The sequence below is a fragment of the Bacillus sp. FSL M8-0350 genome (assembly GCF_038593345.1).
In the GTDB taxonomy this organism is placed as follows: domain Bacteria; phylum Bacillota; class Bacilli; order Bacillales; family Bacillaceae; genus Bacillus; species Bacillus safensis.
Genome location: NZ_CP151985.1, coordinates 3,586,221 through 3,597,361, shown reverse-complemented (window position 1 = coordinate 3,597,361; position 11,141 = coordinate 3,586,221). Strand labels below are relative to the sequence as shown.

Sequence of the window (11,141 nt, the reverse complement as noted above, 5' to 3'; positions counted from 1 at the left end):
ATTCGAGTCCTCTCTCCGTCTAGTAAACGGAAAGCGGTGCAGCTGCCGTTTCCCAAAAGGAGATGACAAAAAGAAAATGAATATGTCAGCAACTCATGTAGAAGATTTGAAAAATGTCATGGAAGACTGGAAAAATGAACTATTAGTATATAAATTTGCGTTAGATGAAATGGATACAAAGTTTTCAATTATCAGCCAGGAGTATAATTTAATCCATGGACACAACCCAATAGAGCATACAAAATCACGAATTAAATCCTTTGAAAGCATCGTGAATAAACTAGCAAGAAAAGGATGCGACATCACGACACAATGTGCCAAGGAGCATATCCATGATATCGCAGGTGTCCGCATCATCTGTTCTTTTATTCAAGATATCTATAACATTATGGATGTATTGAGGCAAAGAGAGGATTTAAAGATCCTTGAAGTGAAGGACTACATTCAACATCCAAAACCAAATGGCTACAGAAGCCTTCATTTAATTGTTGAGATACCTGTTTACTTAACAAATCGTGTGGAGCATGTGAAGGTTGAGATTCAGGTGCGGACCATTGCGATGGATTTTTGGGCGAGTCTAGAGCATAAAATCTATTATAAACTGCAAAACGATGTTCCTCATCAGCTGACTGATGAACTGAAGGAAGCCGCAGATATTGCCCATTACTTAGATGAAAAAATGCAGAATATTAAACGAGAAATTGATTAGCACATCAAAAAGCAGCTGTTTTGATCACAGCTGCTTTTTTTCATATTAAGGATTGGTTCCACGGTCTCTCTTTTGAATAATATCTTGAGATTGTGCAGATTGGCTGTCTTTTTGAATGGAAGTACCAACAGAAACACCTGTTATCAAGAGGGTTAAAATCGCACTTGTGATGAGCCATTTCTTCATCATACATCACTCCATTTTCTTAACAAGTTTTCAAGGACAACGCCTTGTTTCTAAAATAAGAGGATTCTTCATGAAGCCCAAGATCCGTTAAGTAAGCTGCTGCATCCTGACAAACAGCTTCAAGGTCAACAAGGAAATTCATTGATTCTAATTGATTGCAATAAGCCTTGATTTGCTCAATCATGTTGTCTGGCTGAATCATAAGTGTTTCTAAAATGGATAATTTAAGTGAAATGTTTCGTTGTTTTAAATTTTCTGCTTTTTGAAGTGAAAGCTGTACATAATAGTGGAACAAACCTGGCTTTTTCAGCTTAAAAAGTGCTTTTGTGTAGGCGTACATGGCAAGTAAATAGCCGCCTGGAGAAGAAGTTTCGAATGATTCTATCATTAAAGCCTTTTCTAGGAGCGGCACAGCTTCACTGTATTCATTTCTTAGACTTTTAATAAAGGCTGCATTGCAATAAGCATGTCCAAGTAAATCTGGATCTTCCATCTGTTCTAGTGAATGAATCACTTCTTCGAACAGCGATTCTGCCTCATCATATTTCGACTGATCCGCATAATTCAAAGCAAGCATCATTTGACAGCTGATTGATTTTTTCACATAACATGGATCTGCGTCGTAAATAGATGAAGCCATCTTTAAGTGGTGGATGGAGAGAAGCGTGGACCTAATATTATAGTAAAGACACCCTGTTTTATAATGAAATTCGGCTTTTTCAATGTCATCGTGCACGAGATCTAATTTATCCTCGGCCAATTTTAAATGGTGAAATGCCGTATCCTGATTGCCTCTGCGCATTTCATACATCCCTTTAAAGAAATAGAAATAATAGCTGAGCATATCATCCGTACGGATGGCATTTTCATCAACAAAAAGACTATGATCTAATGAAGCTGTATCTTCTATTAGATCTTTAAAACGGTACTCTAGCAGTTGATAGTAAAGTAAGACGTCTTGATTTTCTTCCATTCGATCAAACGCTTGAAGAATGTCTTCTTTTAACTGGATGGCACCTTGTATCTCTCTTTTTTTCATCATGACATACCAATCATTGAGCATATTCGCTACATCAATGGACGACAAAACACCTGCTTCTGCCAATTCTTATCCTCCTTTCTTCATCTATCAATATCCGTTCTTCTGAATCAACTTCCCATATTCCAGTATCTTCTTATATTTTAAGCTCTCTCGTGCAGTTTGTAAAACATGTTTTTTGATGTAAATTCAACCAGTAGTGAAAGAAATAGGGAGACACCGCTCTTGTGTATACGCTTACATTTTTTCGGGTAAAAAGAGGGTTTTGGGAAAAATATATTACAATATCAATATAGAGAGGAAGCAAGTTGTTGAGTTTGCTTTCGTATGCAAGGGAGAAACATCATTTATCAAGGCGCTGCCTCGTTTTTTGTGAGATTATCTCACATCATAATTGTGAATGACTCTTCTTTTAGAATAAAATGAGTTATTCGCAAAAAAGTAAAATTTAAAGAGACTATTGATCTAGAATTGTATGGATCTTTGGTATTGATAAAAAATATCACACACTATAGCTTTAGCGTGGTATAGTATTATTGTTATTGCGAATATTTAGACAAAACTGACAATGGGGGTCGTGTTTTATGAAGAAATCGATGTTATTGATCATGGGACTAATTGTTGTGCTTGTCATGGCAGCCTGTGGATCAAAATCGGACAGTGGTTCGGGAGAAGGCAAAGGCACATATAAAATCGGGATAGATACAACTTATCCGCCATTTGAATTTGAAAAGGGCGGTAAATATGAAGGGATAGACGTTGATTTAATTAATGCAATCGCGAAAGACCAAGGTTTCAAAGTGAAGCTTGAAGCCATGGACTTCTCAGGTATCATTCCAGCGATGCAGGCAGGACAGCTTGATGTTGGAATGGGCGGGATGAGTATTACAGATGAGCGTAAGAAGAAAGTAGATTTCTCAGATCCTTACTTCGACGCTGGACTGACAGTTGTTGTGAAAAAGGACAGTAGCATCAAATCTATTAATGATTTAAAGGGGGAAAAGCTAGCTGTTAAAAACGGGACGACTGGTGCAAAGTTCGCATCTGATAACGCAGATAAATATGGGTATGAAGTCGTTCAATTTAATGACAGCCCATCTATGTTCCAGGAAGTATCAAACGGAAATGCAGATGCCTTAATTGAGGATTATCCTGTCATTACGTATGCGATCGCACAACAAGATTTAAAATTGAAAACAGTTGGAGACCGCTTGAATGGAGACCAGTATGGTATCTCTGTCATGAAGGGGAAAAACCAAGACCTATTGAAGAAGATCAATAAAGGCCTTGAGAACCTAAAGAAAAACGGTGAATATGACAAAATTATTGATAAATATTTGAAGTCATAACACAAGCGAGGCGCGCTCCGAGCGCGCTTTCTTTATGTGTCAGCCGTATGTGAATTAGGGAGGGAGAAACATGGATACTATTATTAATGCATTTCCGTATTTAATGGATGGTTTGCAAACCACTTTATATATCTTTGTTGTTGCCATCATTTTAGGGTTTATCATCGGTTTAATTGTGGCATTATTCCGTCTGTCACCATTTAAAATCTTAAATTTCATCGCACTCGTCTTTGTGAATGCCATTCGAGGCACACCATTTATCGTACAGCTATTCTTCATTTATTTTGGTTTGAATACACTTGAATTCATTTCGCTTGATCGAGTGCCCGCAGGGATTATTACAGTAGCGATTAATGCAGGGGCTTATTTCTCAGAAATTATTCGTGCAGGGATTCAGTCTATTGATAAAGGACAAACAGAAGCTGCGCGCTCTTTAGGCTTTACAGGGGGGCAAAACATGCGCTTTATCGTCCTACCGCAGGCATTCCGCCGCATGCTCCCAGCGATTACAAACCAGGCCATCATCAGCTTGAAGGATACATCTCTCTTATCTATTATCGGAATTGCCGATATTATGCAGCGAGGACAAGTTCAAGCATCGGCTACATTTGATCCTTTGAATGTCTGGCTCATTGTCGGTGTCATTTATTTCGTGATCATTTATTTACTTTCTCTACTGGCTAGCTACGCAGAAAGGAGATTTGATATCAAATGAGTATGATTACGGTGAAAAACTTAAAGAAATCCTTTGGCGATCACGAAGTGTTAAAGGATATTAATGCAGTCATCGAGGAAAAGGAAGTCGTGTGTGTCATAGGTCCTTCTGGATCAGGGAAAAGCACGTTTCTAAGATGCCTCAATAAATTAGAAGATATCACGGCTGGAGAAGTCGTTGTCCACGGGCACACGATTACAGACCCAAAGGTGAATATCAATAAAGTAAGGCAAGAAGTAGGCATGGTGTTTCAGCACTTTAATTTATTCCCTCATAAAACCGTTTTAGAAAATATTACGATTGCACCGATAAAAGTAAAAGGCATCGAGAAGAAGGCAGCAGTCGAAAAAGCGTTAGACTTGCTTGAAAAAGTCGGCTTAAAAGACAAAGCTCAAAGCTATCCTAACCAATTATCTGGTGGACAAAAACAGCGTGTAGCCATTGCAAGAGCGTTGGCAATGGATCCGAAAGTACTATTATTCGATGAGCCGACATCAGCTCTTGATCCTGAGGTCGTAGGGGATGTATTAGCTGTAATGAAACAATTAGCTGTCGAAGGTATGACAATGATTGTGGTCACACATGAAATGGGCTTTGCAAGAGAGGTAGGAGACCGTGTCATCTTTATGGATGGCGGCTATATTGTCGAGGAAGACAAACCAGAAGCTCTTTTTGGGAACCCGCAGCATGAGCGTACAAAATCATTTCTTAGTAAAGTGTTATAAAAAAGAGTAAGGGCATGTATATGCTCTTACTCTTTTCTTTATGAATAAATGGGAGAGATTTAGCGGCCCCATTTCCTAGGAAATATTAGCGCTGGAAGAATTCGATCCATTCTTGGTCTGGTCCTCTAAAAAAGAAGTAGCAATATCCATTTGGTAATGTCGTGATTTCTTCATCAATTAATTCAATTTGCAGCTTTTGAATACGATTGAATTCAGCATGAATATTGTCTGTTGTGAAAGCGAGATGATGGACCTTCCCTTCAGATGGCAGGTCACTGCTGTAGCCTTGGATGAGCTCAATTTCCGTTTCGGTTTCATCTTTAAAACCGAGAAAGGCAAGCTCAATCACTCCATTTGTATGAGTGATGCGGTCCTTTAATTTCATGCCCACCACTTTTTCATAAAAATCAATGGACTGATCAATATTTGAAACCATAATACCTGTATGATCTAAGCGTAATGTCGTCAAACGAAGTGCCTCCTCTATGTCATGTTGATAATTTTCTCCTCATCTTATCATAATAGAAGTAACGTATACATTCATATGGTAGGATAGAGAGAGTCAATTTAGGATAAGGATGACACAAATGAAAAAAATCTCATTAAAACAAACATTTGCGGAACAAGTGAAAAAGGGATATCCGCTCATTTCCAAAGATGCAGTATCGAATGTGAACGGTGTACGGGAAGGCGAGCTCATTGAATGGGTGGATGAGCGGGGCACTTTTTTAGGAAAAGGGTATTATGGTGTACAAAATAAAGGTATCGGCTGGGTCCTAACCTTTGATGCGAACGAAAAAATAGATCAAGCTTTTTTTGTCTCTAGGCTTGAGCAGGCAGCGAAAAGCAGAACGCATTTATTTCGTGATGCACAGACGACTGCTTTCCGTGTGTTGAACGGAGAGGGTGATGGAATTGGCGGCGTCACGATTGATTATTATGACGGATTCTACCTCATCCAATGGTATAGCGAAGGAGTCTATACATTAAAGGAATATGTATTGGCTGCACTTGAGCACGTATATCCAGACTATAAAGGCATTTATGAAAAGAAACGATTTGATACATCTGGACAGTATATAGAAGATGATGATTTTGTGAAGGGAGAGAAAGGTGAATTTCCTCTCATCGTGAAAGAAAACGGCATGAACGTGGCGGTTTACTTAAATGATGGCGCGATGACGGGTATCTTCCTTGATCAGCGTCATGTGAGAAAAGCGATCCGAGATCGTTATGCAAAAGGAAAGACTGTGCTCAATACATTTTCTTACACAGGTGCTTTCTCAGTGGCAGCTGCGCTTGGCGGAGCGAGCCGTACGACAAGTGTGGATGTTGCAAACCGCAGCTTAAAAAAAACATCTGAGCAGTTTGAAGTCAATGGTATTGATGTGGACGGGCAGGATATCAAAGTCATGGATGTCTTTAAATATTTTCCGTTTGCAGCGAAAAAAGGCTGGACCTATGATCTCGTCATCTTAGACCCGCCTTCCTTTGCACGAACGAAAAAGCACACATTCAGTGCGGCGAAGGATTATAAGAAGCTATTAAAAGAAGCCATTCAAATTACAGCTGAGAACGGCGTCATTGTGGCATCAACGAATAGCAGTGCATTTGGCATGAAGAAATTTAAAGGGTTTATTGCGCAGGCTTTTAAAGAAGCAGGGCAAACCTATCGGATACTTGAAGAATATACCCTTCCTGAGGATTTCCGTACAACGAAGAATTATCCTGAAGGGAACTATTTAAAGGTTGTCTTCATACAAGCATAAGAAAAAGCCATTTTCCAATAAGGGAAATGGCTTTTTTTATAAGGCAAACGACATAAGGATAGGCGCTGCACATAATGTAATAATGGCTGAAATAATCATCGATACACTTGAGATCGTTCCTGAGACGGAGCTCATTTCAAAAGCCTTCGATGTTCCTGCCCCGTGTGCACCCGTTCCAAGCAGGACGCCCATGGCAATGTCATTATCGATGCGGAAGTAACGGATCACCATTGGACCGATAATCGATCCAAACAATGCGGTTAAAATGACAAACACAGCCGTAACGGACGGCATACCGCCGATCATCTCTGACACACTCATCGCTACAGGTGTTGTGACTGATCTTGGGACAAGGCTCTCAATAAGGCCTGTGTCCAGATGAAACAACTTGGCGATAAAAGCCGTTGATAAGATCGCAATGACAGAGCCGCAAGCCACATTCAAAATAATTTCCACTGCATGCTTCTTCAGGATATGAAAATACTTATATAAAGGAATGGCAAAAGCAACAGTCGCAGGCTGCAGCATATTCGTGAGCCATTTCCCGCCTTGATTGTAAGCATCGTAAGGAATGTTGACGATTAACAGCAAGACGACAAGGACAAGCGGAGTGACAAGTAACGGTGAGACATAGACCTTCGGATGCCGTTTGTATACCGCTTTTGATCCGAGATATAAAAGAACTGTTAAAATCAGAAATAGTCCGCCAACTAACATAGCTTTTTCCGCTCCTTTCGTTTTGCAATCATTTGCGTCATGATACCAGTTGAGAGCATGACCACAAACGTACTAATTAAGACGACAAGGACAATACTTGTGCCAGATTGAGAAAGCAATTTTCCATAATCAATGACACCAACTGCTGATGGAATAAAGAAAAGCAGCAGTTCTCCGAGCAGCCATACGGCGCCAAGTTCTATCCATTTTAATTGAATGATCTTAAAATGAAGTAATAAGAAAATGACAAGAATGCCTAAGATCGTGCCCGGAATTCTTAAATGCAAAAAGGCCGCCAGCACATTCATGAATTTCGCAAAAATAAACAAGACCATAATCTGAAGGGCAGCAATCAGCGGCGTTTTGAGCAATTTCACTTTCTGTTCACTCCTTTTTCTATATAAATTGTTCAGTGTTTCACAAAAACATGACAACGTTCCAATTGATGAGCTTACTTTAAAGTGTACAGCACGTTCAGTTATAGGTAAAATACATATATCGAATAGTAATTATTCCTTTTGTCTATAGGAAGGATGAAGCATGTGGACATCAGACATTTAACATATTTCTTAGAAGTGGCAAGATTAAAGAGCTTCACGAAAGCATCGCAGTCTCTTTACGTATCGCAGCCGACCATTTCTAAGATGGTCAAAAACCTGGAGGATGAGCTGGGGGTGCAGTTGTTTTACCGAAATGGTCGGCAGGTTGAAATGACAGATGCTGGCCAAACCATGTATACACAGGCGAGTGAAATTACACAGTCATTTCAGAATTTAACGAGCGAATTAAATGATTTAATGAATGTGAAAAAAGGGCATATTCGAATCGGACTGCCGCCGATGATTGGGTCAAGTTTCTTCCCGAATGTCATGGGGGAATTCCGCCAGCAATATCCAGATGTTACATTTCAATTGGTCGAGCACGGCTCCATTAAAGTAGAGGAAGGGGTCGAGGATGGGTCGCTTGATATTGGTGTCATTGTTCTGCCTGCAAATGATAAAATTTTTCATACGTACACCATTATTAAAGAGAACATGAAGCTCGTGACGCATCCATCCCATCCGATGGCTGGTCGTGAGGAAGTACATTTAGCTGATTTAAGGGAAGAGTCTTTTATTTTCTTTAGAGAAGATTTTGTTCTGCACAGCCGGATTTTGAATGAGTGTATGAATGCGGGATTTCGGCCAAATGTCATTTATGAAACGTCTCAGTGGGATTTCATTAGTGAAATGGTAGCTGAAAACTTAGGGATTGGACTTCTGCCAGAACGAATCTGCCGTGATCTTGATCCTGAAAAGGTAAAGGTCATTTCCCTAAACCCGTCGATTCCGTGGCATTTAGGTGTCATTTGGCGAAAGGACCGCTATTTGTCGTTTGCGGCAAGAGAATGGTTAAAGCATACGAAATCCTATGTGTGGGATGCAGAGTAAAAGGGAGGACGATACGGATGAAAACAAGCTGCGCGTCTCATTTATTGGAGAGGGTTAGAGAAAAAAATCCACTCGTTCATAATATCACCAATCAAGTCGTGACGAATTTTACAGCGAATGGACTGCTTGCTTTAGGTGCTTCGCCAGTCATGGCAAACGCCAAAGAAGAAGTGGCTGAAATGGCGCAATTAGCGGATGCACTAGTGCTGAATATTGGCACATTGACTAAGGAAACGGTTGAAGCCATGATTCTCGCTGGACAAGCAGCCAATGAAAAAGGTGTACCTGTTTTGTTAGATCCTGTCGGCGTCGGTGCGACAACGTTTCGAACGAATGCCGCTAAACAGCTGTTAGAGAAAGTGAAAATCACCGTTGTCAGAGGAAATGCTGCTGAAGTGGCTCATTTACTTGGAGTGGATGGCTGGGAGTCAAAAGGCGTTGATGCGAAAGCGGCGAATGGAGATGTATCGGCATTAGCCAAACAAGCGTCTATTGCACTTCAGACAATAGTGGTGATCACAGGAAAAGTCGATGTGGTGTCAGATGGAGATGATGTGCTGTCCATTCATAATGGACATGAATGGCTCACGAAGGTGACGGGAACTGGCTGTTTGCTGACGTCTGTCATCGGAGCATTTTGTGCAGCGGGTGAACAGCCGCTTCATGCGTCGGCAGCTGCATTGATGTTTTATGGTGTCGCCGCTGAAAGGGCAGCTCTGCACGCAATGGATAAAGGACCGGGAACCTTTCAAATGGAATTGTTAAACGCACTATCACACACAACCGGAGATGATGTGCTGACGTTAGGGAAAATAGGAGGAATTTCACATGACAAAGGCTGATCAACAGCAAATCAAACAGCAATTATCGGTTTATTTTATTTTGGGCACAGCGAATACAACGAGGCAGCCGCTTGATATTGTGAAAGAGGCCATTCAAGGCGGAATCACCATGTTTCAATTTCGTGAAAAGGGTGAAAAAGCCTTGCAGGGTGAAGAGAAGAAACAATTGGCTCGCCAAATTCAAGCGCTTTGCCAAGAAGCAAATGTTCCTTTTATTGTGAATGATGATGTACAGCTAGCGATTGATCTAGATGCAGATGGCGTTCATGTTGGACAGGAAGACACAAATGCAAAAGACGTCAGAGAAAGGATCGGGAATAAAATATTAGGCGTATCGACGCATAACCTAGATGAAGTAAAACAAGCCATGAAGGACGGAGCAGATTATGTCGGGATGGGCCCAGTCTATCCAACGGAAACGAAAAAGGATACACGCAGTGTCCAAGGTGTGTCTTTGATCACTGAAGTCCGCCGTCATGGCCTTCAAATTCCGATTGTAGGTATCGGAGGGATCACATACGACAACGCAGCACCAGTGATACAAGCTGGGGCAGACGGTATAAGCATCATTAGTGCTATTAGCCAGAGCGCCGATCCTAAAAAAGCAGCAGAAGAGCTGAAATCACTTGTTGCAGCAGAAAAAGCATCTCTTTAATCTGAAGGAGACATGGATTAAATCAATTCATGTCTTTTCTTATGCCGGGTAAATTAGACAGGAGCTATACAATTGTGTACAATCATATAGTTCGATTATTTTCGAAATGACAGGTAAATAAAGGAGAATGAACATGGAAGTGCTCGATACGTATTTTCGCCGATACGATGAAGCAGGAAAAGGGCAGGAGCAGATGGATGAATTGCTGGCATTGTTTTCTGACGATGTCATGATTGTCTTAAATGGCGCCCAAAAGCCTGGGATCCAAGCGTTCACACAATTTTTGAATACATTTTTCCACGTACATGATGACATTAAGCATATGTGGGATGGGTGGAATAAAAGAGAAGATGGAAAGTATGAAACAAACTGGGCCGTTTGCGGAAAGCTTTCGGATGGCCGTGTCTATACAGCAGAAGGAATTGATATCGCAGAGCTGGACGACCAAGGGAAGATCGTTTATTTAGAAAACGTTCCGAAAAACCCAGAGTTATTCCAGCGCTACTAAAAAGCCGGCTGAGCAGCCGGCTTTTTATTTATCTAGAGAATATGCCTCAATGGCTTCTTGAACAGATGTTTCTTTATCAAAAATAAGGTGGCGGCTGTACACTTCACTCAAGTGCAGTGATTCTTGCTCTAAGTGATCTACAAGCTCAAAGATATCTAGGATGGCTGCTAAACTTATGTTAGTTTGTCCACCTTCTGCATTATCATAGGTTTCTTCTGGGAAGCCTTGTTTGATTATTTCCTTCACTTGACGTTGGTTTTTAGCTTTTACTAAGACAATTCGTTCTTCAAAGATTTTATCAGGTATACTGCTTGGTGATGAGATAGATTCGAATAATAATTTTGCAGAATAAATCCTTTGCATATGTCATCCCACTTCTTTCGTGTCGTTTTAAATAATTTCCAGTATGTGTATAACATGATAACATAGGAATGACATCTTGCAGAGAATACATCACTATAAATAGATTCATTACGGGGAGGAATAGGAATGAAGAG

The 11,141-nt window shown here is 40.6% G+C and carries 15 protein-coding genes; 9 read left to right on the top strand and 6 right to left on the bottom strand.

Annotation, left to right across the window (positions count from 1 at the left end; all coding sequences use genetic code 11):
- The first annotated feature begins 76 nt into the window (after positions 1–76).
- Positions 77–709: a GTP pyrophosphokinase family protein gene (locus tag NSS80_RS18760; RefSeq protein WP_025093809.1), complete on the top strand. Its 633-nt coding sequence runs from the start codon at positions 77–79 to the stop codon at positions 707–709.
- 45 nt (positions 710–754) lie between these two features.
- On the opposite strand, the gene NSS80_RS18755 is transcribed toward NSS80_RS18760, so the two are convergent.
- Together NSS80_RS18755 and NSS80_RS18750 are read right to left on the bottom strand one after the other, a co-directional pair.
- Positions 755–895, bottom strand: a complete 141-nt coding sequence (locus NSS80_RS18755) for a hypothetical protein (protein ID WP_162860197.1) — start codon at positions 893–895, stop codon at positions 755–757.
- A 19-nt stretch (positions 896–914) separates the two neighbouring features.
- A complete protein-coding gene (locus NSS80_RS18750) occupies positions 915–2,000 on the bottom strand; it encodes a Rap family tetratricopeptide repeat protein (protein ID WP_317221756.1) in 1,086 nt (361 codons plus the stop codon).
- 518 nt (positions 2,001–2,518) lie between these two features.
- Between NSS80_RS18750 and NSS80_RS18745 the strand changes: the two genes are divergently transcribed.
- From NSS80_RS18745 to NSS80_RS18735, 3 genes are all read left to right on the top strand, one after another.
- A complete protein-coding gene (locus tag NSS80_RS18745) occupies positions 2,519–3,283 on the top strand; it encodes a transporter substrate-binding domain-containing protein (RefSeq protein ID WP_252049912.1) in 765 nt (254 codons plus the stop codon).
- A gap of 70 nt (positions 3,284–3,353) precedes the next feature.
- Positions 3,354–3,998 carry an amino acid ABC transporter permease gene (locus NSS80_RS18740; RefSeq protein WP_024423856.1) on the top strand — a complete coding sequence of 215 codons (645 nt, stop codon included), beginning with the start codon at positions 3,354–3,356 and terminating at the stop codon, positions 3,996–3,998.
- Positions 3,995–4,723, top strand: coding sequence for an amino acid ABC transporter ATP-binding protein (locus NSS80_RS18735; protein WP_034281322.1), 729 nt, complete (start codon positions 3,995–3,997; stop codon positions 4,721–4,723). Before NSS80_RS18740 ends, NSS80_RS18735 begins: the two co-directional genes overlap by 4 nt.
- Before the next feature lie 85 nt (positions 4,724–4,808).
- On the opposite strand, the gene NSS80_RS18730 is transcribed toward NSS80_RS18735, so the two are convergent.
- Positions 4,809–5,192, bottom strand: a complete 384-nt coding sequence (locus tag NSS80_RS18730; RefSeq protein WP_024423854.1) for a VOC family protein — start codon at positions 5,190–5,192, stop codon at positions 4,809–4,811.
- Between the two features lie 118 nt (positions 5,193–5,310).
- On the opposite strand from NSS80_RS18730, the gene NSS80_RS18725 reads away from it, so the two are divergent.
- Entirely contained in the window at positions 5,311–6,492 is a 1,182-nt protein-coding gene (locus NSS80_RS18725) for a class I SAM-dependent rRNA methyltransferase (protein WP_211043683.1), read from the top strand.
- A 36-nt stretch (positions 6,493–6,528) separates the two neighbouring features.
- On the opposite strand, the gene NSS80_RS18720 is transcribed toward NSS80_RS18725, so the two are convergent.
- Both NSS80_RS18720 and NSS80_RS18715 read right to left on the bottom strand, forming a co-directional pair.
- Positions 6,529–7,209: a CidB/LrgB family autolysis modulator gene (locus NSS80_RS18720; protein ID WP_024423852.1), complete on the bottom strand. Its 681-nt coding sequence runs from the start codon at positions 7,207–7,209 to the stop codon at positions 6,529–6,531.
- Entirely contained in the window at positions 7,203–7,586 is a 384-nt protein-coding gene (locus NSS80_RS18715) for a CidA/LrgA family holin-like protein (RefSeq protein ID WP_080701177.1), read from the bottom strand. Before NSS80_RS18715 ends, NSS80_RS18720 begins: the two co-directional genes overlap by 7 nt.
- Positions 7,587–7,751: 165 nt before the next feature.
- Between NSS80_RS18715 and NSS80_RS18710 the strand changes: the two genes are divergently transcribed.
- The 4 genes from NSS80_RS18710 (at position 7,752) to NSS80_RS18695 (ending at position 10,644) form a co-directional block, all read left to right on the top strand.
- Positions 7,752–8,639, top strand: coding sequence for a LysR family transcriptional regulator (locus NSS80_RS18710; protein WP_039182411.1), 888 nt, complete (start codon positions 7,752–7,754; stop codon positions 8,637–8,639).
- 17 nt (positions 8,640–8,656) lie between these two features.
- A complete protein-coding gene (gene thiM / locus NSS80_RS18705; RefSeq protein WP_041115393.1) occupies positions 8,657–9,481 on the top strand; it encodes a hydroxyethylthiazole kinase in 825 nt (274 codons plus the stop codon).
- Positions 9,468–10,136, top strand: coding sequence for a thiamine phosphate synthase (thiE, locus tag NSS80_RS18700; RefSeq protein ID WP_041115395.1), 669 nt, complete (start codon positions 9,468–9,470; stop codon positions 10,134–10,136). Before thiM ends, thiE begins: the two co-directional genes overlap by 14 nt.
- 133 nt (positions 10,137–10,269) lie before the next feature.
- Positions 10,270–10,644: a nuclear transport factor 2 family protein gene (locus NSS80_RS18695; RefSeq protein ID WP_034281317.1), complete on the top strand. Its 375-nt coding sequence runs from the start codon at positions 10,270–10,272 to the stop codon at positions 10,642–10,644.
- A gap of 24 nt (positions 10,645–10,668) precedes the next feature.
- On the opposite strand, the gene NSS80_RS18690 is transcribed toward NSS80_RS18695, so the two are convergent.
- Positions 10,669–11,007, bottom strand: a complete 339-nt coding sequence (locus NSS80_RS18690) for a DUF4288 domain-containing protein (protein ID WP_046312819.1) — start codon at positions 11,005–11,007, stop codon at positions 10,669–10,671.
- Positions 11,008–11,141 lie beyond the last annotated feature (134 nt).

Coding starts and splice junctions, on each gene's coding strand:
- NSS80_RS18690 (WP_046312819.1), bottom strand. CDS start 11,007: ATGCAAAGGATTTATTCTGCAAAATTATTATTCGAATCTATCTCATCA.
- NSS80_RS18760 (WP_025093809.1), top strand. CDS start 77: ATGAATATGTCAGCAACTCATGTAGAAGATTTGAAAAATGTCATGGAA.
- NSS80_RS18720 (WP_024423852.1), bottom strand. CDS start 7,209: ATGTTAGTTGGCGGACTATTTCTGATTTTAACAGTTCTTTTATATCTC.
- thiE (WP_041115395.1), top strand. CDS start 9,468: ATGACAAAGGCTGATCAACAGCAAATCAAACAGCAATTATCGGTTTAT.
- NSS80_RS18755 (WP_162860197.1), bottom strand. CDS start 895: ATGAAGAAATGGCTCATCACAAGTGCGATTTTAACCCTCTTGATAACA.
- NSS80_RS18725 (WP_211043683.1), top strand. CDS start 5,311: ATGAAAAAAATCTCATTAAAACAAACATTTGCGGAACAAGTGAAAAAG.
- NSS80_RS18740 (WP_024423856.1), top strand. CDS start 3,354: ATGGATACTATTATTAATGCATTTCCGTATTTAATGGATGGTTTGCAA.
- thiM (WP_041115393.1), top strand. CDS start 8,657: ATGAAAACAAGCTGCGCGTCTCATTTATTGGAGAGGGTTAGAGAAAAA.
- NSS80_RS18745 (WP_252049912.1), top strand. CDS start 2,519: ATGAAGAAATCGATGTTATTGATCATGGGACTAATTGTTGTGCTTGTC.
- NSS80_RS18695 (WP_034281317.1), top strand. CDS start 10,270: ATGGAAGTGCTCGATACGTATTTTCGCCGATACGATGAAGCAGGAAAA.
- NSS80_RS18735 (WP_034281322.1), top strand. CDS start 3,995: ATGAGTATGATTACGGTGAAAAACTTAAAGAAATCCTTTGGCGATCAC.